The sequence below is a fragment of the Streptomyces sp. NPDC057249 genome (assembly GCF_042669245.1).
In the GTDB taxonomy this organism is placed as follows: domain Bacteria; phylum Actinomycetota; class Actinomycetes; order Streptomycetales; family Streptomycetaceae; genus Streptomyces.
The window spans coordinates 163,937-189,228 of sequence record NZ_JBHUXS010000002.1 but is presented as its reverse complement, the minus strand read 5'-3'; the positions used below and the strand labels follow the sequence as shown (position 1 = coordinate 189,228).

Genomic DNA, 25,292 nt, shown 5'->3' with positions numbered 1-25,292 from the left:
TCTTGTCGGTCAGGGCCGGATCAGGCCGCGGCGTCTGGTGCGGTGCATCGCAAGGCGCCGGAGCGTCCTAATGGCGGAGCCATTCGGTCGTTTCGGCAACGCGGCGAGGTGCCGTGCCAGGCGTCGCGGACCCGGCCCTGACCGACAAGACACCCCCTTGGGTGATGCCCGTCACGAAGCGGGCGGTGAGGGCGGTGGGCGCGGTGATGGCGGTGCCGACGACGACGCTGTGCGCGCCGCGTGCCAGGGCCTCGGCCGCGTCCTCGGGGGTGTTGACACGGCCTTCGGCGACGACGGGTACGTCGGTCGCGGCGGCGAGTGCGGCGACCAGGTCCAGATCGGGCCCGGTCTGCTTCGGCTGCCCGGGCACATAGCCGGACAGGGTGGTGGAGACGAAGTCCGCACCGAGCCGGGCGGCCGTGACGCCCTCGGCCAGGGTGGAGACGTCGGCCATGACGAGGGCGCCGGCCGCGTGCACCGCCTCGACCAGCTCCGCGAAGGCCGAACCGTCGGGGCGCGGCCGGTCGGTGGCGTCCGCCGCGACGACGGCCGCCCCGGCCCCGGCCACCGCGAGGGCGTGCCGGACGGTCGGTGTGATGTAGACGCCGGTGTCGCCGTCCTTCCACAGCCCGATGACCGGCAGGTCCACGGCGGCCGTGATCGCGGCGACGACCTCCGGTTCGTTGGCCCGGATCGCCGCGCCGCCGCCGGCGGCCGCCGACCGGGCGAGCCGCACCAGCGTGGCGGTGTCCCGCATCGGGTCGCCCGGGGGTGCCTGGCAGGACACGATCAGCTTGCCCCGGAGGGTGGTGGCCAGTTCCTGTGCGTTCATCGGGGAGCTCCCGGGTGGTGGAGGGGAAGGGTGAGGACGAGGGCCGCCGCGCCGAGCACGGCCGCGTCGTGGCCGAAGAGTGGGGGGCGCGGGACGAGCCCGCGCAGCGGACCCATCAGCTCGGCCGCGAACGCCTCGCGCAGCGCGTCCCCGTACAGCGGCCCGATGCGCGGGACCCCGCCGCCGACGACGACCCGGTCGGGGCCGAGCGCGTTGGCGAGCCCGCCGAGCACCCGGCCGGCCGCCGAGGCGCCCGTGGTGATCGCGGTGACGGCGTCCGCGTCGCCCTCGGCGGCGCGCGCGGCGACCGTCTCCAGGCGGTCCACGGGCGCGCCGGTCAGCCGCTCGTAGTGGGCGGCGATCCCGGGTCCGGAGGCGATGACCTCCAGATGGCCGGTGGCCCCGCAGGTGCAGGGCAGCCCGGCCGCCTCCGGGCTCGGCAGGTGGCCCAGGTGCCCGGCGATGCCGGCCGCACCGTGCACCATCCGCCCGTCCGCCGCGACCGCGCCGCCGACGCCGGTTCCGATGGCCGCGAACAGCAGCGAGGCGTGATCCCCGTCCTCGGCGCGCAGCGCGTCCAGCTCGGGGCCCGCCGTGGCGCGTACGTCGTTGTCGCAGGCGACCGCGTATCCGGTGCGGTCCGCCAGGCCGGCGCCCAGCGGGGTGCCGGCCCAGCCCCGGAGCGCGTCCGTGGCGCTGGTGACCGTGCCGCTGCGGGGATCGATCACGCCGGCCGCCGCGACGCCGAGCACGGACGCGGTGCGGCCGGGGTCGGCCTCGGCGACGGCCGCCGCGAGCGCGTCGAGCACCGCCGCCGCGCCGTCACGGGCCGGGGTGGGCCGGGAGTGCCGGGCCACCACGGCGCCGTCCGCGCCGAACAGCGCGGCGGCGATCTTCGTACCGCCCAGGTCCAGGCCGACGACCGGGCGCCGCGTCGAAGCCGTCATGGGAGCCGTCATCGGACCGGCGGCAGGCCGGCGTCGCGCAGCCGCCCGGAGACGTACGCGACGGACTCCGCCGACAGCTGGATCTGCGGGAACACCGTGTCGCCGTACTCGATGACCCCGAGCAGCCTCAGCGCCGCCTTGAACGAGCCGAGCGCCGACGAACTGCGGCCCATGTCCGCCTCCGGGCCCGCGTCGACCATCGCGAACAGCCGGACCAGCCGCTCCTGCTCCATGGCGGCCAGCGTCCAGTCGCCGGCGCGCGCGGCCTCGTAGAGCCGTACGTAACCGGCCGGGTCCACGTTGCCGATGCCCGGGACGACCCCGTCGGCGCCGGCCAGCAGGGCGGCGTCCACGGTCAGCTCGGAGCCGGTGAGGATGCTGAAGCCCGGCACCGGACCGTGCGCCCGGCCCTCGCGGCCACCGAGCTCCACGACGAGCCGGCGCAGCCCGCCCTCGTCGCCGCTGCTGTCCTTGAGGCCGGCCAGCGTGCCGTCCTCGGCCAGCTCGCGGACCAGGGCGGCGGAGAGCTTGCTGAGCACCGCGACCGGGATGTCGTAGGCGAACAGCGGCAGTTCCACCTCGGCGCGCAGCCGGCGGAAGTGCGCGGCGATCTCGCGGGGGTGGGTGCGGGTGTAGAAGGGCGCGGTCGCGACCAGGGCGTCAGCGCCGAGGGCGGCGGCCGCCCTGGCGTGCTCGGCGACCCGGGCCGTGGTGGTGTCGATGACCCCGGCCAGGACCGGGACCCGGCCGTCGGTGGCGTGGACGACGGTCTCCAGGACCGTGGCGCGCTGTTCGTCGGTGAGGTAGGCGACCTCGCTGGTGGACCCGAGCGCGAACAGGCCGTGCACACCGCCGCCGACGAGGTGGTCCACGAGCCGGGCGAGCGATGCGGTGTCGACCTCCCCGTGCGCGTCGAGGGGGGTGCAGACCGGCGGGACGACGCCGCGCAGCGGTGCGGGCAGAGACATGAGGGGCTCCAGACGTGAGACGTAAGATGTCTTATGTCTGCGGTACCTTAATCAGACGCTCCTGCGAACGGTCAAGGGGCACCGGCACCCGGGAGGACGTTGTGGCGCGGCCCACCATGGCTCAGGACATCGAGCGCAGGGTCAAGGAGCTCATTCTGGAGCGCCGCCTCGCCCCCGGCGACGCCCTGCCCACCGAGACCGAGCTGATGGACCTCTTCGAGGCCGGCCGGGTCTCCGTGCGCGAGGCCCTGAAGTCGCTCCAGGCGGTCAACGTCGTGGAGATCCGCCGGGGTTACGGGACCTTCGTGGGCTCGCTCTCCCTGTCACCGTTCGCCGAGGGCCTGGCCTTCCGGGCGGCCGTCCGCCACCGTCAGGGCGAACCGGGCCTGGCCGAGCTGATGAAGGTGCGCGAGGCGCTGGAGGCCGGGCTCGTCGGGGCCGTCGCGGCAGGCGTCCCGGAGGACGACCTCGGCGTGCTGCGCGCACTCGTCGCGAAGATGGAGAGCGAGGCGGCGGACGGCGGCCGGGTCGCGCGCGCCACGGACCGGGCCTTCCACCTCGCGCTCTACGCCTCCCTTGACAACCACCTGCTCAGCGAGGTGCTCGACGCGTTCTGGGCCGCGATGGACCGGGTGCGGGAGGACTTCGACGACGGCCACCAGGACCCGTCGGTCACCTGCCGCCAGCACCACGAGATCGTGGCGGCGGTGGCGGCGGCCGACGGGGAGCGCGCGGTCCGGGCCATGCGCACCCACTTCGACGGCATCCGGGACCGGCTGGACGCGGGGTGAGGGGGACTCAGGTCCCGCCCGTGATCGCCGTGACCGCCATGCGCACCGCCCGCTCGGAGACCGCCGCGTAGTCGTCGCCCGCCTCGATCGCCGTCGTGGCGGCGTTCACGATGCCCTGGAGCAGGACCGCCGTGCGCCGGGGGTCGTCCTCGCCCAGCTCGGTGAGCGCCTCGGTCAGCGGGGTGAGGAGCGCCGCGTGCACCCGGCCCGCGCTCTCCCGTACCAGCTGGGCGTCCCGCACCCCGGCCAGGGCCCGCGCGATCCGGTGCTCGCCGCCGCGCACCAGTTCCAGCTGCGCCGACACATACGCGGCGATCCGCTCCCGGGGGGTGCGCGCCGCCGCCATCCCGGCGTCGATGGCGTCCGTCCAGCGGGGCAGCGCGTCCTCGACCACGGCCGCGAGGAGCTCGGGCCGGCCCGGGAAGTACTTGTAGACGCTGTTGCGCGCCAGGCCCGTCGCCCGGGCCACCGCCGCGAAGGTGACCGCCTCCGCGTCACCGCCCTCCAGCAGCTCGCGCGCCGCCCGCACCAGGGCCCGCCGCTGCTGGGCGTGGTGCTCGGCGACCGTGGCGGCGCTGATCCGGGGCATCCGCCCAGTCTAGAAGCACCGTGCTTCCGGTGGACCGACCCCACTTGGGGACGGTGCGTCCCCATCATCTATGTTGGCGACGCACCGTCCCTAAATCGAACCTCGAAGGGAACCGCCGTGTTCCTCGCACTGCTGGAGCTGCGCGCCGCCCGAGGGCGCTTCGCACTCATGGGGTCCGTCGTGGTGCTCGTCGCCGCACTCGTCGGCATCGTCTCCGGTTTCACCACCGGCCTCGGCGACGACACCGTCTCGGCCCTGCGCGCCCTGCCCGCCTCCCACCTGGTCTTCTCGTCCGACGCCCGCTCCGACCAGTTCGCCCGCAGCCTCCTCGACGCGAAGACGGCCGCCGCCTGGCGCCAGGACGCGGGCACCGACACCACGCCGCTCGGCGTGTCCATCACCCGTGGCACGACCGACCGGGGCGCCGAGGTCGACCTCGCCGCCTTCGGGGTCGAACCGGACGGCTTCCTCAGCCCCGCCGTCACCGGCGGCAGCCGGCTCACCACGGCCGACGCCGGCACCGTCGTGATCTCCGACGCGCTCACCGACGAGGGGGTGGCCGTCGGCGACACCCTCGTCATCGACCGCCTCGGCATCCGGCTCCGCGTCGTCGGGACCACCGGCCGCCTGAGCTACGGCCACGTGCCCGCCGCCTACGTGCCCCTGAAGACCTGGCAGCGCATCCGGTTCAGCACCCCCGGCGCGCCCGCCGCCACCGCCGTACCCGACCAGGTCAGCGCCCTCGCCCTGCGCACCCCGCCCACCACCCCGGCGGCGGACCTGGACCAGCGCCACTCCACCACCACGCTCACCGAGGAGGAGGCCTACGAGGCGGCCCCCGGCTACACGGGGGAGCGCGTCACGATGACCTCGATCCAGGTCTTCCTCTACCTGATCGCCCCGCTCGTCGTCGGCGCCTTCTTCGCCGTCTGGACCGTGCAGCGCGGACCCGAACTCGCCCTGCTCCGCGCCCTCGGCGCCTCCCGCAGGCGGCTGCTCGCCCACACCGTGGTCCAGGCGGCCCTGGTCGTCGTGGCCGGCACCGCCCTCGGCGCCCTCCTCGCGGCGGCGGTCGGCCTGCTCGTGGGGGAGCGGGTGCCCTTCAGCCTGCCGGCCACCACGCTCGTCACCACCATGTGCACCGTCGCGGCCGTGGGGCTCGCCGGCACCGCGCTCACCCTGCGGCGGGTCACCGCCGCCGACCCGCTGATCATGCTGGGAGCCAACCGATGAACGCCCCGACGCCCCGCACGCTCGAACTGGACGGCGTCACCGTCTCCTTCGGGCGGGGCGACACCCGTACCACCGTCTTCGAGGACCTGGCCCTCACCTTCGAACCGGGCGTGATGACCGCCCTCGTCGGCCCCTCCGGCTCCGGGAAGTCCTCGCTGCTGGCCGTGGCGGGCGCCCTGCTGCGGCCCTCGGCCGGCCGGGTCCTGCTGGGCGCCGACGACCTGGCGGCCCTCACCGACGCCGGGCGCGCCCGGGTCCGCCGCGACCACATCGGCTACATGTTCCAGAGCGGCAACCTGCTCTCCGCGCTCCCCGCGGTCGAACAGCTCCTGGCCGCCGCGTACATCGGCGGCCGAAGCCCCCGCACGCACCGGCCCCGGGCCGAGGAGGCGCTGCGCGCGGTGGGCCTCGGGCACCGGCTGCGCCACCGCCCCGAGCAGCTGTCCGGCGGCGAACGCCAGCGCGTCGCCCTGGCCCGCGCGCTCTTCCTGTCGCCCCGGCTCCTCCTGGTGGACGAGCCGACCGCCGCCGTCGACCGGTCCCAGGCGGGCGAGCTGGCCGCGCTGCTGGCCGAGCGCACCCGCGAGGACCACTGCGTGACCGTCGTCGCCACCCACGACCCGGCGGTCGCCGAGGCGGCCGGCCGGGTCGTGGACATGGCCACGCTGACCGTGTGAAGGGTGCGCGGCGGTTACGGCGTGACCGTCACCGTCGCGCTCCCCGACGCCGTCTTCCCGCTCGCCCGGTACGTCGCGGTGAGCTTCACGGCACCGGAGGCGCCCGGGGCGACGGTGACCGGCACCTTCACATTGGCGCCCTCACCCGGCCGGGTCGCCGGGAAGGCCACCGGCTTCGTCGTCCAGCCGGCGGGCACGGTCAGCTCGACCGTGCCCGCGTCGCGGCGGACGTCCATCCGGTTGACGACCCGGACGGTGATCTCGGCGGCCGTCCCCGCCTTCAGCGTGGCCGGCGGGGTGATGGTGATGTCCGCGCAGGTGCCGCCGAGCCACTTCAGGTCGAACGAGGAGTACGTGATGTGCTCGTAGTTCCCCCGCTCGTACAGCAGGCCGAGCCGCCCGCCCGGGAGCCGGGTCAGCGTCGAGTAGGCGGCGGCGCCCGGGTCCACCACCTTCTTGATCGGCCAGGTCCTCCCGTTGTCGCAGGACATCTTGACCGTGAGGTTCTTGCGCGAGGTGGCCTCGGTGTTGCTGAACAGCAGCCAGGAGGACTGCGGGTCCGAGGCCGGCGCGTCCGGGGCGTAGCGCATGACCGAGCCGTTGTTCGCCGGGTCGGGCAGCTCGGTGTCCTGGACGAACGGCGTGTACGTGACCCCGCCGTCCGAGGAGTACGCGACCGTACGGTACGGCGCCGAGCGGTTGTTGAGCATGACCGTGCCGTCGTTCAGCTCGACGGTCTTGTTCTCGTCGCCGCCCGGACCGACCGGGGTGCCCATGTGCCAGGTGTCGCCGTGGTCGTCGCTGTACGCGCTGACCGCGTAGTTGGCCCCGTTGTCCCGGATCGCGTACTGCTGGATCAGCCGGCCCTTGTGCGGGCCGTTGCGCAGCTGGATGCCCTCGCCCGACGCGGCGAACATCCCGCCCCAGGCCGGGTCCTTGATCTGCTTCGTGATCCGGCGGTGGGTCCAGGTGAGCCCGTCGTCGTCGGAGTAGCTGTAGTCGGCCTGGAGGACGTCCGGATCGGATTCGTCGTTCCCGGTGGCCGAGCCGAAGAAGCCCTGGTTCACCCCGGCCGCGTAGAACAGGAAGATCCGCCCGGTGACCCGGTCGACCAGCAGGCTCGGGTCCCCGTACCCCTGGGGCGCGGCGTCCTTGCGGACCACCTGCTGCGCCTGCCAGGTCGTCCCGCCGTCCGTGCTGCGCCGCAGCACGATCCCGATGTTGGACGGCAGGTCGCCCAGGGTGGGCCGGGCGTCGTACGCGGCGAGCACGGTGCCCTCGTTCGAGGTGGTGAGGGCCGGGATGCGGTAGTGGGGGGAGCCGACGCCGTCGACGGTCAGGTCCTGGGACGTGAGCGTGCCGGGGGCGGGTGACGCGGCCTGCGCGGTGCCGGTCGTGGTGACGACCAGCAGGGCGGCGCCGAGCAGGGCGACAGGGACGGTTCGCTGCATGGACGATCTCTCTCTCGTCAGGAGCGACCGGCCTGCCCCGATGACAGGCCGGTGAACAGGGAGGCCACCCAGGCCAGTTGCTCCCGCTGCTGGTACTCCGCGCCGCCCTCGTGACCGTTGAACGGATAGACCCGTACGTCCTTGGGCCCGGCGTAGCCGTTGTAGGCGGTGAAGCAGGTGGAGGGCGGGCAGATGTCGTCCATCATCGCGATGGAGAACAGCGCGGGGGCCGTGGTCCGGGTGGCGTGGAGTGCGGCATCGAAGTACGCGAGCGTGGCGAAGACCTGCTCGGCGCGGTCGCGGTGCAGTTTCAGGTACTCGGCGATCTCGGTGTACGGAGGGCGGCCCGCGATCTCGGCGCCCCGGCGGACGTGGCACAGGAACGGCACGTCCGGCATGACCCCGGCGAGCCCCGGCACCAGCCCGGCGACGGCCAGGGTGATGCCGCCGCCCTGGCTGATCCCGGTCACCACGATCCGGTCCGGGTCGATCTCCGGGTGCTCGCGCACCGCGTCCACGCACCGCACCGCGTCGGTGAACAGCCGCCGGTAGTAGTACGTCTCGGGGCTCTCGATCCCCCGGGTCAGGAAGCCGGGCACCACGCCCGGCGCGCCCCCGTCCGGATCGGCGGTGGCGCCGCCGGCTGCCGACCAGCCCTGCCCCCGGGTGTCCATCAGCAGGTGGGCGTGACCGGCCGAGGCCCACAGCAGGTTCTCGTGGGCCAGGCCCCGGCCGCGCCCGTAGCCCAGGAACTCCACCACGCAGCCCAGGGGTCCGGCCGCCCCGGCGGGCATCCGCAGCCAGCCGCGTACCGGCTGCCCGGCGAAGCCCGGGACCGTCACGTCGTAGGTGCGGACCTGGGTGAGCCCGGTCCGCACCTCGGCGAACACGGGCTTGCCGGACGCCTGGGTGCGGGCCTCGTCCAGGGTCCGGGACCAGAAGGCGTCGAAGTCCGCGGGGACGGGCAGCGGCGGCCGGTAGTCGCGGCAGGCGTCGAGCGAGAGGTCCGTCAACGGCATGGAGGTGCCCTCCTGGGGGCGCGGCGGGGAGCTGCCGGGAGCGTGGGCGTCGACATCAGATGCATGACGTCAGATGTCCTATCGGCACACGGACCCTAGGCACCGCCCGAGGCGGCCGTCAAGGGTCGTCACGGGACCGTCCCGGCTCGTCCGCGCGGCGGTTCGGCGCCGCGCGGACGGTTCAGCGCCGGGCGCGGGCCTCGGCGATCCGGCGGCGCACGGGCGCGTAGTGCTCGCCCAGCGCCTTCATGAACCCGGTGATGTCACCGGCCCGCGCGGCGTCCACGATGTTCTGGTGGGCGGTGATCGTCTCCGTCTCGTCGGCCTGGGTGAACCCGTCCAGGTGTGGCGCGACGATCGTGTACACGTCCCAGAAGGCCATCGAGAGCTGGCCGATCAGCTCGTTGCCGAGCGGGGCCACGAGCTGGGCATGGAAGGCCCGGTCGGCGTCCACGAAACCGTGCCCCTCCTGGGCGCCCGTCTCGCGCATGGTGGCCACGAGGGCGTCCAGCGAGTCCAGTTGCTCCGCGCTGAGCCGCGAGACGATCCGGTCGGCCATCCCGCGCTCGAACAGTTCGCGCACGTCGACCAGGTCGGCCATGACCTGGAAGTCGTCGTCGGGGGAGAGCAGGCCCCGGAAGGTCAGGCTCTCCACGAGCGCGGACAGGCTGAGCCGGCCGACGTAGGTGCCGTGGCCGTGGCGGACCTCCACGATGTCCAGCGCGTTGAGGATCTTGACGGCCTCGCGGACGCTGGAGCGGCTGGCGCCGAGTGCCTCGCACAGGGCGGGTTCGGTGGGCAGCGGGTCCCCGGGGCGGAGCCGTTCCTCCAGGATGTACCGCTTGATGCCGTCCACGACTTCCTGCCGGAGCAGCTGCCGGCCGGGTTTCGTTCCGGACATATGTGAACTCCCCACCTCTTGACCCCTCTCGATTGTCAAGCTACGTTCCCACGCTATCAAGGCATCAGACATCTGACGTCTGACGCTCAGGGTCCCACGGCCCCCGTGAACCCGCGCCAGCTCCCCGATTGCCGTCCCAGACGCCCCACCTCAAGTCCCTGGAGGACCCGTGCCCGAGCTGAGATCAGCCGGTGTCGAGCGCCGCACCTTCCTGCGTTACACCGGCGTCGTCGGCGCCGCGGCCGCCATCACGGCCGGCCTGTCCGCGTGCGGCGGGCCGTCCTCGACCGCCAACGGCTCGACCGACAAGGGCGGCGGCGACCTCATCGAGGCCGGCCTGTCCTACCCGCTGTCGACCGGCTTCGACCCCATGATCACCTCGGGCGCGACCCCGTACGCTGCCAATATGCACATCTTCGAGGGCCTGGTGGATCTCGATCCGGCAACACTCGTGGCACGGCCCGCCCTCGCCACCGAGATGCCGAAGAAGATCAACGCCACCACCTACCGCGCCACGCTCCGCGAGGGCGCGACCTTCCACGACGGCTCGCCGGTCACCGCCGACGACGTGGTGTTCAGCTTCGAACGCATCCTGGACCCGAAGAACGCCTCCCTGATGGCCCAGTTCGTGCCCTTCATCGACACGGTGAAGGCCGTCGACGCGGGCACGGTCGAGTTCAAGCTCACGTACCCCTTCGCGCTCTTCCCGTCCCGCATCGCCGTCGCCCGGATCGTGCCGAAGAAGATCGTGGCGCCCGACCCCAAGGCGTTCGACGCCAAGCCGGTCGGCTCGGGGCCGTACAAGTTCGTCTCCGCCACCCGCGAGGACAAGATCGTCTTCGAGGCGTACGACAAGTACAACGGCGCCCACCCCGCCAAGGCCAAGAAGATGGTCTGGCGCCTGATGTCCGACCAGTCGGCCCGCGTCAGCGCCATGGAGTCGGGCCGCGTCCAGGCCATCGAGGACGTCCCCTACATCGACGTCAAGCGCCTCTCGGGCTCCGCCGAGACCGAGTCGGTGCAGTCCTTCGGCCTGCTCTTCCTCATGTTCAACACGGCAGACGAGCGGTTCGCCGACAAGCGGGTGCGCCAGGCACTGCACTACGCCCTGGACACCGAGAAGATCATCTCCACCGCCATGGTCGGCAACGCCACCGCCGCCACCGGCTACGTCCCCGCCACCCACCCCGACTACCACAAGGCAGCCACCGTCTACACGCACGACGTGGACAAGGCGAAGAAGCTCCTGGACGAGGCGGGCGTCAAGGGACTCTCCTTCACCGTCCTGACCACCGACACCGGCTGGGTCAAGGACATCGCCCCACTGCTCAAGGAGAGCTGGGAGGCCGCCGGCGTCAAGGTCACGCTCGACATCGCCCAGTCTCCGGCCCAGTACGCCAAGATCGACAAGGGCGACTTCGACGTCCTCGTCGCCCCCGGCGACCCCTCGGTCTTCGGCAACGACGCCGACCTGCTGCTGCGCTGGTTCTACTACGGCTTCTGGCCCGAGAGCCGCTACGGCTGGGGCAAGTCCGCCGCGTACAAGAAGGTCAGGCAGACCCTCGACAAGGCCGCCCAGGCCGCCGACGAGGCCAAACGCAAGGAACTGTGGGGCCAGGTCACCGACCTCGTCGCCGACGAGGCCGCGCTCTATCCGATCCTGCACCGCAAGCTGCCCACCGCCTGGAACGAGAAGGCGCTCCCCGGCTTCAAGCCGCTGCCCACCACGGGCCTGTCCTTCCTGGACGTCAGCCGCGGCTGAGGCCCGCCGGCCCCGCCTGAAAGCCCCGGTCCGGGACGTACGACCCCACCCGGCGCCCCGGACCGGACCGCCCAACCGCAAGGAACCCGACGATGGTTGCTTTTCTCCGGCTCGCGCTGCGCCGCGTCGCGATGATGCCGGTGATGATCCTCGGCATCGCGCTGCTCGTCTTCGTGGTGCTGCAGTTCTCGCCGGTCGACCCGGCCTTCAACGCGCTCGGGGAGAGCGCCACACCCGAGGCCCGTTTGGCCTTCGCCGAGGCCAACGGCCTCAACGACCCGCTGCCCGTACGCTACTTCCACTTCCTGGGCCAGCTGCTCCACCTGGACCTGGGCATGACGGTCCCGCCCAGCCAGCCCGTCGCGGACCGCATCACCGCCGCCTTCCCGCTCACCCTCCAGCTGACGATCCTCGGCCTGATCCTCGCGATCGTCCTCGCCGTCGTCGCCGGTGTGCTCGGCGCGATGTACCGCGACCGCTGGCCCGACCAGCTCTTCCGGGTGCTCTCCATGGCCGGGGTCGCCATCCCCTCGTTCTGGCTCGGCGTCCTGCTCATCCAGCAGTTCGCCCTGAACTCCCCGGTCTTCCCGACCGGCGGCTACACCAACCCGGCCGACTCCTTCGGCGGCTGGCTGCGCTCCATGGCCCTGCCCGCCGTCTCGCTCGCCGTCCCCGTCGCCGCCTCGCTCGCCCGCCTGGTACGGACCTCGATGGTCGCCGAACTCGACCGCGACTACGTCCGCACCGCACGCGGCAACGGCCTGCCCGTCTTCCTGGTGATCCGCTCGGTGCTGCGCAACGCGCTCGTCACCCCGCTCACCGTGCTCGGCGTCAAGGTCGGCTACCTGCTCAGCGGCGCCGTCGTCATCGAAGCGATCTTCGACCTGCCCGGCATGGGCAAGCTCATCCTCGAAGGTGTCACGGGCGGCGACGTCGCCCTCGTCCAGGGCACCGTACTGACCATCGCCATCGCGTTCCTGGTGGTCAACGTCATCGTCGACCTGCTCTACCTGCTGGTCAACCCGCGCATCAGGACGGTCTGACATGTTTGCCACCAGCCGGCTGACCACCAAGCTCTCCCGCCCCGGGATCGCCTTCCGCGCGCTCCCGGCCACCTCCCGCATCGCGCTCGGCGTGCTGGTCCTCGTCGTCCTCGGCGCGGTCCTCGCCCCGCTGCTCACCCAGAACCCGCTCACCACCGGAACCCCCGTCCAGGCACCGAGCGGTGACCACTGGTTCGGCACCGACCGGGCCGGCCGCGACGTCTTCGCCCGCGTCGTCCACGGCTCCCGCTACTCACTGGTCGTCGGCCTCGGCGCCACCGCCGTCGCCCTGGTCGCCGGCTCCGTGCTCGGCGCCCTCGCCGCGACCTCGCGCAAGCTCGGCGACGAGTCCGTGATGCGCACCCTCGACGTGGTGATGTCGTTCCCGCCGATCGCGCTGGCCGCCGTCCTCGTCGCCGTCTTCGGCACCAGCATCCCCGTCATCATCTTCACCATCGCCTTCGTCTACACCCCCTCGCTCGCCCGCGTCGTCCGCGCCAACGTGCTGTCCCAGTACGGGGAGGACTACGTCGCCGCCGAGAAGGTCATCGGCGCCCGGCGCGGCTACATCGTGCTGCGGCACGTCGCCGTCAACTGCATGGCCCCCGTCATGGTGTTCGCCACCGTCATGGTCGCCGAGGCGATCATCTTCGAGGCCAGCCTCTCCTTCATCGGCGCCGGGGTGCAGGACCCCGACCCCAGCTGGGGCAGCGTCCTCGCCTACGGCCGGCAGATCCTGCTCGCCGGCGGCTGGTGGGCCACCTTCTTCCCCGGCGTCGCCCTGCTGGTCACCGTGCTCGCCCTCAACATCCTCTCCGAGGGCCTCACCGACGCCTCCGCCGCACCGAAGGCGGCCCGCCCCGCCGTCCCCTCCGACGCCACCACCGCCCCCGACCCCGTCGAGGCCCGCTCCACCGTGGACATCGACGCCGCCCTCACCAAGCTCGCCCGGCGCGTCAACGCCCAGGAACCCACCATCACCCCGGTCCCCGAGGACGCCGCCGAACTCCTCGTCGTACGCGACCTCGCGATCCGCTTCCCCGACCGCTACGGCACGACGCCGGTCGTCGACTCACTCTCCTTCACGGTCCACGAGGGCGAGACCCTGGGCCTCGTCGGCGAGTCCGGCTGCGGCAAGTCCATCACCAGCCTGGCCGTGATGGGCCTCCTCGCCCGCAACGCCGAGGTCAGCGGCGAGATCCTGTACCGGGGCCGCGACCTCCTGGGGCTCCCGCCGAAGGAACGCCGCGCCCTGATGGGCCCCGAGATCGCGATGGTCTACCAGGACGCGCTCTCCTCCCTCAACCCCTCCGTACTCGTCGGCACCCAGCTCAAGCAGCTCACCTCGCGCGGCGGTACGAAGACACCGGCCGAACTCCTCGAACTCGTCGGCCTCTCACCCGAACGCACCCTGCGCAGCTACCCCCACGAACTCTCCGGCGGCCAGCGCCAGCGCGTCCTGATCGCCATGGCCCTCTCCCGCAGCCCCCGCCTGCTCATCGCGGACGAACCGACCACCGCACTGGACGTCACCGTCCAGGCCCAGGTCGTCGAACTCCTCGTACGGCTCCGCGAGGAACTCGGCTTCGCCATGGTGCTCGTCTCGCACGACCTCGCCCTCGTCGGCGACCTCTCGCACCGCGTCGCCGTGATGTACGCCGGACGCCTCGCCGAGATCGGCGCCACCCGCTCCGTACTCACCGCCCCCACCCACCACTACAGCCGCGGCCTGCTCGGCTCGGTCGTCTCGCTGGAGGCCGGCGCCGACCGGCTGCACCAGATCCGCGGCGTCGTCCCCGCCCCCCAGGGCTTCGGCCCAGGCTGCCGCTTCGCCTCACGCTGCGGCGCCGCCACCGACCTGTGCCGCACCACCACCCCGGCACTCACCGCACACGCCGCCACCGAGGACCACGGCTTCGCCTGCCACCACCCCGCGAAGACCGCACAGCTGGAAGGGAGCGCCCTGTGATCAGGCTCGACGGCGTCCACGTACGCCACATGGCACGCAGCGGAGGCGTCTTCCGCCGCGACGCCGTCCACGCCCTCACCGACGCGAACCTGGAGGTGAGGCGCGGCGAGATCGTCGGCCTCGTCGGCGAGTCCGGCTGCGGCAAATCCACCCTCGCCCGGGTCCTGACCGGCCTCCAGAAGCCCACCGAGGGCACGGTCGCCTTCCACGGCCGGGACCTGTGGGAGATGACCGGGCCCCAGCGCCGCCAGGACTTCGGCTCCGCCGTCGGCGTGGTCTTCCAGGACCCGTCCACCGCGCTCAACCCGCGCCTCACCGTCGAGCAGATCCTCCGCGACCCGCTCGACGTGCACCGCCGGGGCACCCGCGAGGCACGCACCGCCCGGGTCGCCGAACTCCTCGACCTGGTCGGCCTCCCCGGCCACACCCTCGCCGCGCTGCCCGGACAGCTCTCCGGCGGCCAGCGCCAGCGCGTCGCCATCGCCCGCGCCCTGGCCCTGGAGCCCGAGCTGATCGTCGCCGACGAGCCCACCTCCGCGCTCGACGTCTCGGTCCGCGCCCAGGTCCTCAACCTCCTGGTGGACCTGCGCGAACGCCTCGGCCTGGGCATGGTGTTCATCTCGCACGACATCCAGACCGTCCGCTACCTCGCCGACCGCATCGCCGTCCTCTACCTCGGCCGCATCGTCGAGGAGGGCCGCGCGGCCGACGTCGCCGGCGCCCCCTCGCACCCGTACACCGAGGCCCTGCTCTCCGCCACGCCCAGCCTGCTGGAGACCACCGAGCGCATCGTACTCACCGGCCCCGTCCCCTCGGCGACCAACCCGCCGGCCGGCTGCCCCTTCCGCACCCGCTGCTGGAAGGCGGACGACGCCTGCGCCACGGTCTTCCTGGAACGCACCGAGGGGCCGGACGGGCACCGCCACCACTGCGTCCACCCCCAGACCGGCCCGATCCCCGTACCGTCCGCAAGGAGCACCGCATGACCGCCCGCACCCCCCGCTACACGGGAGTGATCCCGCCCGTCGTCACCCCGCTCACCGCGGACGGCGAGCTCGACATCCCCTCGCTGGAGCGGGTCGTGGGGCACCTCGTCGACGGCGGGGTCACCGGACTCTTCGCCCTCGGCAGCTCCGGCGAGACCGCCTACCTCACCCCCGGGCAGCAGGACCGGGTCATCGAGGCCGTCACCGCGGCGGCGGGCGGCCGGGTGCCGGTCCTCGTCGGCGCGATAGAGACCACCACCAACCGGGCGATCGAGCGCGCCCGCCGCGCCGCCGAGCTGGGCGCCGACGCCGTCGTGGTGACCGCGCCGTTCTACACCCGCACCCACGCCACGGAGATCGACCGCCACTTCCGGGACGTCGCCGCCGCGCTCGACCTGCCGGTCCTGGCGTACGACGTGCCGGTCTGCGTGCACAGCAAGCTCGACCCGGAACTGCTGCTGCCGCTCGCCGCCGACGGCGTGCTGGCCGGGGTGAAGGACTCCAGCGGTGACGACGGCTCGTTCCGCCGGCTGGTCATCGGCGCCCGCGAGCTGCCGGGCTTCTCCGTGCTCACCGGCCACGAGCTGGTGGTCGACGCGATGATGCTCGGGGGCGCCGACGGCTCGGTGCCGGGGCTCGGCAACGTCGATCCGCACGGGTACGTACGTCTGCACGAGGCGGCGGTGCGCGGTGACTGGGCGGCGGCGCGCGCCGAACAGGACCGTCTGGTCGGGCTGTTCGACATCGTGCGCGCCGCCCGTCCGGGCACGGCGTCCGCCACGGCGGCGGGGCTCGGAGCGTTCAAGACCGCGCTGATGCTGCGCGGGATCATCGCCACCAACGTCATGAGCCCGCCGATGCGCCCGCTCGACGCGGAGGAGACGGCGGCGGTCGCCGGCTGCCTGGAGCGCGCGGGGCTCGCCACCGTCTGACGCGTACGCCGCCCGGGGCGGAAGACAAAAGGTCCGGCCGGACAGCTCAGGGCTGTCGGGCCGGACCTCTTCGTGCTCGGGGAAGCGTCAGCTCACTTCTTCGCGGCGCGGGCGCGGCGCATCAGCAGGCCGCCACCGAGCAGCAGCGCGGCGCTGGCGCCACCGGCGATGCCCAGGTTCTCGTTGGCACCGGTGTGCGCCATCTGCGGCGGCTTGTGGTGCTTCGGAGGCGTGTGGTGCCAACCGGTGTGGGTCGGCGGGTTGTGCGTGGGCGGCTCCTCCGTGGGCGGGGTCGGCGGGTTGTGGTGGTGGCTGGGCGGGCAGTCGTCGTCGTGGTGGTGCACCGGCGGCTTCGGGGGCTTCGGCGGGTGGTGCGGCTTCGGCGGGTTGTGGTGGTGGCTCGGCGGGCAGTCGTCGTCGTGGTGGTGCACCGGCGGCTTCGGAGGCTCCGGCGGGTTGTGCTCGTTGCCGCAGTCGCAGTCGTGGTCGTGGTGACCGGTCGGCGGCTTGTGGTGCGGGGGCTTGTGGTGGTGCGGCGGCTTGTGCGTCGGCGGTTCCTCGGTGGGCGGGTTGCCCTCGTCGTCGCCGTTCTCGCACTCGTTGCCGGCGGCCGGGTTGAGCAGACCGATCACGTTGACGGTGTTGCCGCAGACGTTCACCGGGACGTCGACCGGCGCCTGGATCAGGTTGCCCGAGAGCACGCCGGGGGAGCCGGCGGCCACGCCCTCGGCGCTCGCCCCCTGGGCGTCACCGGCCTCCGCGTCGCCGCCCTCGTTCTCGCACTCGTTGCCGAAGGCGGGGTTCAGCGCGCCGATCACGTTGACCGTGTTGCCGCAGAGGTTGACGGGGATGTGCACCGGGACCTGCACGGCGTTGCCCGAGGCGACGCCGGGCGAGCCGACAGCGGCACCGTCGGCCGAGGCATCGGCGAAGGCATAGCCCCCGGAGGCCGTCAGGATGCCTGACGCCGCCGCCATGACGAGCATGCTCTTACTCAAGGATTTTCGCATTGGTGCCCTTCCTTGGGACATTTCTCGCGGACGCGCGGTCCGCAGTTCGTTCATCAGGCGGTGCAGCAGCCGTCGGACCTGCCCGTCCACGGGCGGCCCTCCTGGCGGAGCGGCTTGACGACACCCATAACGACGTCCGCGTGCGTGAGAAACGTAAATGCGGTGAATTTTCCGTGCGCACGCGGCGAGGTTGCGAGTGAACGTTTCGTCTCTCGATTTCCGACAGTATTACTCGATCACTTTCGTACGGACGTCCGTGTCTTCCGGGCATTCGAGTGAATGGTGATAACCAAACGTCGGCCCGGCAGTTGTTCAGGGCGCTCCGGCTACGGGGCGTCCAGTACGAGAAGGGTTCATCGTGATCAAGAAGGTCCTGGCTACGGGTGCCGTCGCCGCCTCCATCCTCGGTCTCGGCGCCGCGCAGGCGATGGCCATCGGCAACGACGGTGGCACGACCTCGGTCAACGGCAACGGTGCCTCGCAGGTGTTCGGGAACGCCGAGACGCGCGGCGACGGCAGCCCGCAGTTCGACCTGGTCCAGGGCTCGCTGAACAAGCCCTGCGTCGGCCTGCCGGTCAAGGCGAACCTCGGTTCGCTCATCGGTCTCGTCCCGATTACGGTCCAGGACGTCAACGTCCTGTCCAACCCGCAGAACCAGCAGTGCACCGAGAACTCCACCCAGGCCAAGGGTGACGAGCCGCTGTCGCACATCCTGGACGGCATCCCGGTCCTCTCGGGCAACGGCGCCGGCAACCGCTGATCCGGCCCCCTTCCGGGCCCGGGCCGTCGGCGCTCCTCCTCCGACCGGCCCGGGCCCGCTGCCGCCCCGCCACCTCGCGGGCGGGAACACGGTCGGCTGACCGGAACTGCATCATTCGGGCGGTATTGGAGCAATCTCCTCGCCGAGCAGTGTCGCGTACCGCCCGAAATCGTTACGAATGAAAGCGGCGGAGTTACGAGCGATCAGGTCCGCGCTCGTGCGGCACGAAAGCCGTGGCCGCTCCGGACTCCGCACAAGAAAGGGTTTCACGTGAAGTACACCAAGATCGCCGCCGTCGCCGCCGGTACGCTCATGGCCATGGGTGCCGCCGCCCCGGCCTTCGCCGACTCGGGCGCCGAGGGTGCGGCCGTCGCCTCCCCGGGCGTCATCTCCGGCAACACCATCCAGGTTCCGGTGCACATCCCGGTCAACGTCTGCGGCAACACCATCAACGTCATCGGCCTGCTGAACCCGGCCTTCGGCAACGCCTGCGTCAACGACTGACCCAGGCCCGCCGAGTTCACTCGGCTCGAAAGGCCCCGTCCCGCGCTCGCGGCGGTCCGGGGCTTTTCCCGTGCCCGGAAACCGTTTCGTTCCCGTCTTTTCCGCACCCGTGCCGCGAGAAATTCCGGGCCGCCCAGTTTCCCCGCCGAGGCCGGTTCGTTAACCAGGGAAAGAGCGGCGGAGGACACGGCCAGAGAGGGCCCGTGCGGCGCGGGGACGCGACCGGAACGGCCGCCGCTGAGAAGGGAACCCGAAAGTGAAGTACGCGAAGTCCGCCGCGCTCGTCGCCGGTTCCGTGGTCGCACTCGGCACGGCTGCCCCCGCCTTCGCCGTCACCACCACCACGGCCCCCAGCTTCAGCCTCGACGGAGGCGTCAACCAGGTGGTCGCGGCAGCCCCGCAGGCGGTCGAGCCGGTGGTCGACACCGTCAGCGGCACCGCCGAGCGCCTGCACGAGGACGGCACCGTCGCCAAGGTCGCCGGCCAGGCCACCGACGCGGCGAAGGGCGCGGCCCCGCTCCTCGGCGGCCTCCCGCTCGCGAAGTGACCCGCACCTTTCGGGTGATGTGCCACAACCATTCCCGCCGCGCCGAGTTGATCAGTGCGCTCGACACCGGCGGGCAACCAGAGAAAACCAGAAGGGCAGTTTCATGATCAAGAAGATGATGGCCTCGGCGGCCGTCGCCGCATCGATCGTCGGCGTCTCCGCCGCGGTCGCCCCGTCGGCCATGGCCATCGGCAACGACCAGGGCACCACCACCGTCAACGGCAACGGTGCCATGCAGGCGTACGGCAACTCCGCCACCCACGGTGACTGGAGCCCGCAGTTCGCGCTCATCCAGGGCTCGCTCAACAAGCCCTGCATCGCCCTGCCGGCCAAGGCCAACCTCGGTTCGCTGATCGGCGTCGTGCCGATCACGCTCCAGGACATCAACGTCCTGTCCTCGCCGCAGAACCAGCAGTGCACCGAGAACTCCACCCAGGCCAAGGGTGACGAGGCCCTGTCGCACATCCTGGACGACATCCCGATCCTCTCGGGCAACGGCGCCGGCAACAACTGACGGTACCGGCAGCGCACCACACGCGGCCCGGCGGTCGCCCGAAAGGGCGGCTCGCTGGGCCGCTTGCCGTAGTACGGGCAGCCGTCACCCGCCGCAACGGGTAGGGCCACCCCATGGACCAGCACCACAGCCGGCACCCCGGAAGCGCGACCCCGATCTACGACCGGCTGCTCGCCGAGTGGCGGGCCGCCAGGGCCGAACCGGCCCCGGCACCCGGCCCCGCCCGCACGGGCGGACTCGTGCCCCCGGCGCGCACCTCGGGCGAGGCGGGCGGCCGGGGTTGACGCCGGGACGTCGAACTCATGCGGGATCGAACCCATTTGGGTGGATCAGCGGAACCGAAGCGTCCGCGCGGGGTTGATCAGTACGTTCCAGAGCGGAACGCTCCGAAAGGTGAAGCGTGATGAAGAAGATGATGGCCGGCGCGGCAGTGGCCGTGTCCCTGGTCGGCCTGTCGGCCGCCGCGGCCCCCTCGGCCATGGCGATCGGCAACGACGGGGGCACCACCTCGGTCAACGGCAACGGCGCCGCCAGCGCGTACGGGAACAGCACGACCCGGGGCGACGGCAGCCCGCAGGCGCAGCTCATCCAGGGCTCGCTGAACGACCTGTGCGTGGGTGCTCCGGTCAAGGTGAACGCCGGCTCGCTGATCGGCCTGCTCGTGCCGATCACGGCCCAGGACATCAACGTCCTGTCCAACCCGCAGAACCAGCAGTGCGCCGACAACTCCACCCAGGCCAAGGGCGACGAGCCCCTGTCGCACCTGGTGGACGACATCCCGATCCTCTCCGGGAACGGCGTCGCCAACAACTGATGGCGCAGCGCGCCCGCGCCGTCCGTCCTGTGCGGCGTGGGCGCGCAGGCATGACGGAGGCCCACCACCCTCGCCGGGTGGTGGGCCTCTTCCGTGGACCGGGTCAGCCGAGGCTGCGCACCGGGAGCACGCAGTGCGCGGAGGTCGCGATGACGTCCGGGTCACCGGCGAACGCGCGCAGCTCCGCCTCGCCGACCGGGAGCCCGGGCGCGCCCTGCGGCCAGGGGCGGGTCGCGAACATCGCGTGCACCTCGCCCTGGTCGGTCGCCGCCGCCAGCCACTCGCGCGGCACCGGGTACTGCGCGCTGAAGTGGGGCAGCGTCAGCACGGCCTGGCCGGCCTGGACGAGGAGCTTCACGGGGAGGCCCGGCGTCTCGTCGGCCCGCACCGCGGCTCCGCCGACGGTGAGTCCGCTGCGCTGCAACGCGAGCCGCATGGCGTGCTCGCCGGCCGCCGGGCCGTCCGATCCGTCGCCCAGCGAGTAGGCGAGCAGGAAGGCGGCGTCGCGCCCGCTCTGCTGGAACTCGCCGCTCCAGCCGATCAGGATGAGGGTGCCCAACTGGGCCTGGGTGAACGTGCCGGTGGCTGTCTGGGGGGAGGTCATGTGCGGCACCCTAACCGTCCGCGACCGGTCCAACTCCATGCGTATCACCCGATCGGGGGACGACTGCCACCACCGGGTCCGCGCGAGATAATCGGTTGAGCCACCGGACCGCCGGGGGATAAGGTCTACGACGAGACGAACGGCGGATCTGCCGCCGGTACCGGACCCGGACACATGCGGAGGTGAGGACATTGACGACGGTCGTTGCGGTGGGCGCTGCCCACGAGCCGAAGTTCCTCCATGTCACCTCCGTGGCCACCGGCTGACCTCTTCGCGCCCTCGCGCGCACCGCCGGGCCACCCTGTGAAGGGTTTCCCTTGTCTCTCCCGTCCTTCTCCTCCTCCCCCTCCTCTCTCTCCACCGCGTCGCACCCGCTCGCCGCATACGGCTGGGACGACGACCGGGCCGCCGAGTTCGCCCCGTACGCAGCCCAGGGGCTGGTGCCCGGACGCGTGGTGCGCGTCGACCGCGGGCGCTGCGACATCGTCACGCCCGAGGGCACGATCTGGGCGGACACCGCCTTCGTCGTGCCGCGCGACCCGATGCGGATCATCTGCACAGGCGACTGGGCGGCCGTCGACGCCGACGGCGACCCGCGGTTCGTCCGTACGCTGCTGCCGCGGCGCACCGCCTTCGTACGCTCCACCTCGTCCAAGCGCTCCGAGGGCCAGGTGCTCGCCACCAACGTCGACCACATCGTCATCTGCGTCTCGCTGGCCGTGGAGCTGGACCTGGGCCGCATCGAGCGGTTCCTGGCCCTCGCCATGTCCAGCTCCGGCGGTGACGCGCTGCTCGGCGACGCCGCCGGCGCGGGTGAGCGGACCGCCGAACCGGTCGTCGTCCTCACCAAGGCCGACCTGGTCCCGGACGCGGTCACCCTCTCCCACCTCGTCCAGGACATCGAGCGCATCGCGCCCGGTGTGCAGGTGCTCGCGGTCAGCTCCACCACCGGCGAGGGCATCGACGTGTTCTCGGCGATCGTCTCCGGCGGTACGAGCGTGCTGCTCGGGGTGTCCGGAGCCGGCAAGTCCACCCTCGCCAACACGCTGCTCGGCCAGGACGTGATGGAGGTCCAGGCCGCCCGTGACGTGGACGGCAAGGGCCGGCACACCACCACCACCCGCAACCTGCTCGTGCTGCCCTCCGGCGGAGTCCTCATCGACACCCCCGGACTGCGCGGGGTCGGCCTCTGGGACGCGGGCGTCGGCGTCGGCCAGGTCTTCTCCGAGATCGAGGAGCTGGCCGAGGACTGCCGGTTCCACGACTGCGCCCACGAGGCGGAGCCCGGCTGCGCGGTGCGCGAAGCGATCGAGGACGGCACGCTGCCCGAACGCCGCTTCGACAGCTACCGCAAGCTACAGCGTGAGAACCAGCGCATCGTCGCCAAGACCGACGCCCGCGTCCGGGCCGAGATCCGGCGCGACTGGAAGCGCAAGGGCGCCGAGGGCCGGGCCGCGATGGATGCCAAGCGCGGCCGGATCAGGTAGCCGGGACGACCGGGGTTCACGTCCGAAAACCGCGAGTGGCGGCGCCCGGCGGGGCGCACACTGGACGGTGTGACGGACGAGGAGACCAGGTACGAGGCGGTCAGCAGCCGCGACGCCCGTTTCGACGGCGAGTTCTTCTTCGCCGTCGAGACGACCGGCATCTACTGCCGGCCGAGCTGCCCCGCCGTCACGCCCAAGCGGAAGAACGTCCGCTTCTTCCCCACGGCGGCGGCCGCCCAGACGCACGGCTTCCGGGCGTGCCGCCGCTGCCGCCCGGACGCCGTCCCCGGCTCCGCCGAGTGGAACGTCCGCGCCGATGCCGTGGGGCGCGCCATGCGGATGATCGGCGACGGCGTGGTGGACCGGGAGGGCGTTCCCGGGCTCGCCCACCGGCTCGGCTACAGCTCCCGTCAGGTGCAGCGCCAGCTCAACGCCGAACTGGGCGCCGGACCCGTCGCCCTGGCCCGCGCCCAGCGCGCCCACACCGCCCGGGTCCTGCTCCAGACCACCGCCCTGCCCGTCACCGAGATCGCCTTCGCGGCCGGGTTCGGCAGCCTGCGCCAGTTCAACGACACCGTCCGGCAGATCTACGCCCGCACCCCGAGCGCCCTGCGCGCCGAGGCCGGTACGGGGCTGGGCATCGCGGTCCGCCGGGCCGGCACCACCGGCATCCCGCTCCGGCTCGCGCACCGGGGGCCGTACGCCGCCGGTGACGTCTTCGACCTGCTCGCCGCCGGCCCGGTCGCCCGCGTCGAGGAGATCTCCGGGGAGCCCGGCCGCCGTACCTACCGGCGCACGCTGCGCCTCCCGTACGGCACCGCCGTCACCTCCGTGGACGAGCGGTCCGCCGGGAAGTGGCTGGACGCCCGCATCCACCTCACCGATCTGCGCGACCTGACCACGGCCGTCCAGCGGCTGCGCCGGCTCTTCGATCTCGACGCCGACCCGTACGCGGTGGACGAACTCCTGGCCGCGGACCCCTCGCTCGCACCGGACGTCGCGGCCCGGCCGGGTGTGCGCTCGCCGGGCGCGGCCGACGCCGAGGAGTTCGCCGTGCGGGCCCTGGTGGGCGACGCGGCGGCGGGGGAACTGGTCGAGGAGTACGGCAAGGCGCTGGACGTGCCGTGCGGCGCGCTGACCCACGTCTTCCCCGAGCCCGCCGTGCTCGCCGACGTGGCCGGCGACCCGGCCCTGCGGGCCCTGGCGACCGCGCTCACCGACGGCACCGTACGCCTGGACGCGGGCGCCGACCGCGACGAGGCCGAGCAGGGGCTCCGCCGGCTGCCCGGCATCGGACCGGCCACCGCCGCGCTGATCCGGATGCGCGGACTGGGCGACCCGGACGTGGACCCGTACGGCACCCCGGGCGCGGCCGGCTGGCGCCCCTGGCGCTCGTACGGTGTGCGGCGGGCCCGGCGACGGGCTCAGCCCCAGATCAGCGCGCCCAGCCAGGCGCCCGTCACCAGCAGGCACGCGAAGAGCTCCACCAGGACCGAGTAACCGGTCGCCCGCATCACCGAGCGGACCGACGCCCAGCCCGCGCCCCGGCTGCCGAGGCGCAGCCGCTCCGCCCCGAAGATCACCCCGACGTATCCGACGACCGCCCCGGCCACGGGCAGCACGAAGAAGCCGACGATCGCACCGAGCCCGCCCAGCAGCAGCGTCCGGCGCGGCGCCCCCGACTCACGCGGCCGGCGTGGCGGCAGCAGCGGTTTGAGGGCCTGGTTGAGCAGCAGCAGCGCCGTGGACCCGATCAGCACGGCCCACGCGGCCGGGGTCATGTCGGTCAGCGCCCACCACAGGACGGCGGCCCAGACGATGGCCTGCCCCGGCACGCCCGGCACCAGCACACCGATCAGGCCGAGCAGCATCACCAGTCCGACGGCGACGAGCTGCCACACACTCATCTGACCAGCGTGCCGGAGTCCACCCGGTCCCGCCCGTTCGGACCGCGAGAGCTAGTGACGCGGTGCTAGCGGGCCACCCAGCCCCGTTCGTACGCGTGCCAGCCGAGCTGGAGCCGGGTGGAGACGCCGGTCAGCTCCATCAGCCCCTTGACCCGGCGCTGCACGGTCCGCAGGCCCAGGTCCAGCTGCTTGGCGACGCTCGCGTCGGTCAGGCCGGCCAGCAGCAGCGACAGGATCTCCAGATCGGTCGGGTCCGGGCCGCCCGGCTGATCGAGCACCGCGCCGCTCTCGCCGAGCCGCAGCGGCATGGCCTCCCGCCACACCGCCTCGAAGAGCCCGGTCAGCGATTCCAGCAGCCCCGACGCGTGCACGACCAGCGCGGCGGGCTCCGCGCCCCGGCCGGTCAGCGGCACCATGGCCAGCGCCCCGTCGGCGATCACCAGTTTCGTCGGGACCCGGGGGACCACCCGGCACTGCTCGTCGCGGCTGAGCGCCGCCGACAGCTCCACGAGCCCGGACTCCAGGCCCAGTACCTCGCGCTCCACGACCACCCGGAACGAGACCCCCCGGGTGGCCGCCTCCTCCTCCGACTCGTTGTCCAGGCCGCTGACCGCGATCGGCTTCCCGGTGACCAGCGCGCACACTTCGCTCGTCGCGCCCAGCTGGAGCTGGTGGAAGCGGTGGGCCACCGCGCTCGCCCCGGTGACCACCTCGACCAGGTCGTGGACGGCCGGTTCGGCGGCGTCGGCGCGGTACTCCTCGGCGAGCAGTGCCGCCGCCAGCTCGGCCTGCTCCAGCTGATGGCGCTGCTGGGTGAGCAGGGCCCCCAGGGCGACCCCGGGCGGCGCCGCCACCCAGCGGCCGGTGCGGGCGGAGGACTGGGCGGCCAGGCCGTGCTGTTCCAGCCGGCGCAGCGCGCGTTCCGTGTCCTGCTCGGGAAGGCCCAGCCGGTGCGAGAGGTCGGACACCTCGGCGGCCCCCAGGGCCACCAGTGCGCGGTAGGCCGACTCCTGCCGCTCGTCGAGACCTATGGCTGCCAGCATCC

Annotated in this window: 27 protein-coding genes; 16 read left to right on the top strand and 11 right to left on the bottom strand. The window is 72.8% G+C overall.

Features of this window, described 5'->3' with window-relative positions; genetic code table 11:
- Positions 1-67 precede the first annotated feature (67 nt).
- From ACFUJY_RS04505 to ACFUJY_RS04495, 3 genes are read right to left on the bottom strand one after another with little or no spacing between them, the layout of a single operon-like run.
- Entirely contained in the window at positions 68-832 is a 765-nt protein-coding gene (locus tag ACFUJY_RS04505) for an N-acetylmannosamine-6-phosphate 2-epimerase (protein WP_383294392.1), read from the bottom strand.
- Positions 829-1,779 (bottom strand): ROK family protein, encoded by a 951-nt coding sequence (locus ACFUJY_RS04500; protein ID WP_383294389.1) that lies wholly within the window; start codon positions 1,777-1,779, stop codon positions 829-831. Before ACFUJY_RS04500 ends, ACFUJY_RS04505 begins: the two co-directional genes overlap by 4 nt.
- A gap of 8 nt (positions 1,780-1,787) precedes the next feature.
- Positions 1,788-2,747, bottom strand: coding sequence for a dihydrodipicolinate synthase family protein (locus ACFUJY_RS04495; protein WP_383294386.1), 960 nt, complete (start codon positions 2,745-2,747; stop codon positions 1,788-1,790).
- 101 nt (positions 2,748-2,848) lie between these two features.
- Between ACFUJY_RS04495 and ACFUJY_RS04490 the strand changes: the two genes are divergently transcribed.
- Complete coding sequence (locus ACFUJY_RS04490) at positions 2,849-3,538, top strand: FadR/GntR family transcriptional regulator (protein WP_383294383.1); 690 nt, start codon at positions 2,849-2,851, stop codon at positions 3,536-3,538.
- Between the two features lie 7 nt (positions 3,539-3,545).
- On the opposite strand, the gene ACFUJY_RS04485 is transcribed toward ACFUJY_RS04490, so the two are convergent.
- Positions 3,546-4,127 (bottom strand): TetR/AcrR family transcriptional regulator, encoded by a 582-nt coding sequence (locus ACFUJY_RS04485; RefSeq protein WP_383294380.1) that lies wholly within the window; start codon positions 4,125-4,127, stop codon positions 3,546-3,548.
- A gap of 117 nt (positions 4,128-4,244) precedes the next feature.
- Here ACFUJY_RS04485 and ACFUJY_RS04480 point away from each other — a divergent pair, with 117 nt between their 5' ends.
- Both ACFUJY_RS04480 and ACFUJY_RS04475 read left to right on the top strand, forming a co-directional pair.
- Positions 4,245-5,360 carry an FtsX-like permease family protein gene (locus tag ACFUJY_RS04480; RefSeq protein WP_383294378.1) on the top strand — a complete coding sequence of 372 codons (1,116 nt, stop codon included), beginning with the start codon at positions 4,245-4,247 and terminating at the stop codon, positions 5,358-5,360.
- Positions 5,357-6,037 carry an ABC transporter ATP-binding protein gene (locus ACFUJY_RS04475; RefSeq protein ID WP_383294375.1) on the top strand — a complete coding sequence of 227 codons (681 nt, stop codon included), beginning with the start codon at positions 5,357-5,359 and terminating at the stop codon, positions 6,035-6,037. Before ACFUJY_RS04480 ends, ACFUJY_RS04475 begins: the two co-directional genes overlap by 4 nt.
- Positions 6,038-6,051: 14 nt before the next feature.
- Here the strand turns inward: ACFUJY_RS04475 and ACFUJY_RS04470 are convergent, their stop codons facing one another.
- From ACFUJY_RS04470 to ACFUJY_RS04460, 3 genes are all read right to left on the bottom strand, one after another.
- Entirely contained in the window at positions 6,052-7,488 is a 1,437-nt protein-coding gene (locus tag ACFUJY_RS04470) for an exo-alpha-sialidase (protein ID WP_383294372.1), read from the bottom strand.
- 17 nt (positions 7,489-7,505) lie between these two features.
- Positions 7,506-8,507, bottom strand: coding sequence for an acetylxylan esterase (locus ACFUJY_RS04465; RefSeq protein WP_383294369.1), 1,002 nt, complete (start codon positions 8,505-8,507; stop codon positions 7,506-7,508).
- 181 nt (positions 8,508-8,688) lie between these two features.
- The gene (locus ACFUJY_RS04460) at positions 8,689-9,408 is read right to left on the bottom strand and encodes a FadR/GntR family transcriptional regulator (protein ID WP_383294367.1); all 720 of its coding nucleotides are present in this window, start codon (positions 9,406-9,408) and stop codon (positions 8,689-8,691) included.
- A 169-nt stretch (positions 9,409-9,577) separates the two neighbouring features.
- Here ACFUJY_RS04460 and ACFUJY_RS04455 point away from each other — a divergent pair, with 169 nt between their 5' ends.
- The 5 genes from ACFUJY_RS04455 to ACFUJY_RS04435 all read left to right on the top strand — a co-directional run bounded on the left by ACFUJY_RS04455 (position 9,578) and on the right by ACFUJY_RS04435 (position 16,100).
- Complete coding sequence (locus tag ACFUJY_RS04455) at positions 9,578-11,170, top strand: ABC transporter substrate-binding protein (RefSeq protein WP_383294364.1); 1,593 nt, start codon at positions 9,578-9,580, stop codon at positions 11,168-11,170.
- Between the two features lie 92 nt (positions 11,171-11,262).
- On the top strand, positions 11,263-12,213 hold the full coding sequence (locus tag ACFUJY_RS04450) for an ABC transporter permease (RefSeq protein WP_383294362.1): 951 nt from the start codon (positions 11,263-11,265) through the stop codon (positions 12,211-12,213).
- Between the two features lies 1 nt (position 12,214).
- Positions 12,215-14,182 (top strand): dipeptide/oligopeptide/nickel ABC transporter permease/ATP-binding protein, encoded by a 1,968-nt coding sequence (locus tag ACFUJY_RS04445; protein ID WP_383294359.1) that lies wholly within the window; start codon positions 12,215-12,217, stop codon positions 14,180-14,182.
- Positions 14,179-15,168 carry an oligopeptide/dipeptide ABC transporter ATP-binding protein gene (locus tag ACFUJY_RS04440; protein ID WP_383294357.1) on the top strand — a complete coding sequence of 330 codons (990 nt, stop codon included), beginning with the start codon at positions 14,179-14,181 and terminating at the stop codon, positions 15,166-15,168. Before ACFUJY_RS04445 ends, ACFUJY_RS04440 begins: the two co-directional genes overlap by 4 nt.
- Positions 15,165-16,100, top strand: a complete 936-nt coding sequence (locus ACFUJY_RS04435; RefSeq protein ID WP_383294354.1) for a dihydrodipicolinate synthase family protein — start codon at positions 15,165-15,167, stop codon at positions 16,098-16,100. Before ACFUJY_RS04440 ends, ACFUJY_RS04435 begins: the two co-directional genes overlap by 4 nt.
- 92 nt (positions 16,101-16,192) lie before the next feature.
- Here ACFUJY_RS04435 and ACFUJY_RS04430 read toward each other — a convergent pair whose 3' ends face one another.
- Positions 16,193-17,086: a chaplin gene (locus ACFUJY_RS04430; protein WP_383295377.1), complete on the bottom strand. Its 894-nt coding sequence runs from the start codon at positions 17,084-17,086 to the stop codon at positions 16,193-16,195.
- Between the two features lie 382 nt (positions 17,087-17,468).
- On the opposite strand from ACFUJY_RS04430, the gene ACFUJY_RS04425 reads away from it, so the two are divergent.
- The 6 genes from ACFUJY_RS04425 to ACFUJY_RS04400 all read left to right on the top strand — a co-directional run bounded on the left by ACFUJY_RS04425 (position 17,469) and on the right by ACFUJY_RS04400 (position 20,249).
- Positions 17,469-17,870, top strand: a complete 402-nt coding sequence (locus tag ACFUJY_RS04425) for a rodlin (protein ID WP_383294351.1) — start codon at positions 17,469-17,471, stop codon at positions 17,868-17,870.
- A gap of 270 nt (positions 17,871-18,140) precedes the next feature.
- The gene (locus tag ACFUJY_RS04420; RefSeq protein ID WP_383294348.1) at positions 18,141-18,374 is read left to right on the top strand and encodes a chaplin; all 234 of its coding nucleotides are present in this window, start codon (positions 18,141-18,143) and stop codon (positions 18,372-18,374) included.
- Between the two features lie 256 nt (positions 18,375-18,630).
- Positions 18,631-18,921 carry a hypothetical protein gene (locus ACFUJY_RS04415; protein ID WP_383294345.1) on the top strand — a complete coding sequence of 97 codons (291 nt, stop codon included), beginning with the start codon at positions 18,631-18,633 and terminating at the stop codon, positions 18,919-18,921.
- 103 nt (positions 18,922-19,024) lie between these two features.
- A complete protein-coding gene (locus ACFUJY_RS04410) occupies positions 19,025-19,435 on the top strand; it encodes a rodlin (protein ID WP_164402126.1) in 411 nt (136 codons plus the stop codon).
- Between the two features lie 113 nt (positions 19,436-19,548).
- Positions 19,549-19,719, top strand: coding sequence for a hypothetical protein (locus ACFUJY_RS04405; protein ID WP_383294342.1), 171 nt, complete (start codon positions 19,549-19,551; stop codon positions 19,717-19,719).
- A gap of 119 nt (positions 19,720-19,838) precedes the next feature.
- A complete protein-coding gene (locus ACFUJY_RS04400) occupies positions 19,839-20,249 on the top strand; it encodes a rodlin (RefSeq protein WP_383294339.1) in 411 nt (136 codons plus the stop codon).
- 103 nt (positions 20,250-20,352) lie between these two features.
- On the opposite strand, the gene ACFUJY_RS04395 is transcribed toward ACFUJY_RS04400, so the two are convergent.
- Positions 20,353-20,853 carry a DUF5949 family protein gene (locus tag ACFUJY_RS04395; protein ID WP_383294336.1) on the bottom strand — a complete coding sequence of 167 codons (501 nt, stop codon included), beginning with the start codon at positions 20,851-20,853 and terminating at the stop codon, positions 20,353-20,355.
- 317 nt (positions 20,854-21,170) lie between these two features.
- Between ACFUJY_RS04395 and rsgA the strand changes: the two genes are divergently transcribed.
- Both rsgA and ACFUJY_RS04385 read left to right on the top strand, forming a co-directional pair.
- Positions 21,171-22,340, top strand: a complete 1,170-nt coding sequence (gene rsgA / locus ACFUJY_RS04390; protein WP_383294333.1) for a ribosome small subunit-dependent GTPase A — start codon at positions 21,171-21,173, stop codon at positions 22,338-22,340.
- A 69-nt stretch (positions 22,341-22,409) separates the two neighbouring features.
- Entirely contained in the window at positions 22,410-23,840 is a 1,431-nt protein-coding gene (locus tag ACFUJY_RS04385) for a DNA-3-methyladenine glycosylase 2 family protein (protein ID WP_383294330.1), read from the top strand.
- On the opposite strand, the gene ACFUJY_RS04380 is transcribed toward ACFUJY_RS04385, so the two are convergent.
- Positions 23,765-24,247, bottom strand: coding sequence for a DUF456 domain-containing protein (locus ACFUJY_RS04380; protein ID WP_383294327.1), 483 nt, complete (start codon positions 24,245-24,247; stop codon positions 23,765-23,767). The two genes, ACFUJY_RS04385 and ACFUJY_RS04380, sit on opposite strands and share 76 nt — an antisense overlap.
- 65 nt (positions 24,248-24,312) lie before the next feature.
- A complete protein-coding gene (locus tag ACFUJY_RS04375) occupies positions 24,313-25,290 on the bottom strand; it encodes a helix-turn-helix domain-containing protein (protein WP_383294324.1) in 978 nt (325 codons plus the stop codon).
- Positions 25,291-25,292 lie beyond the last annotated feature (2 nt).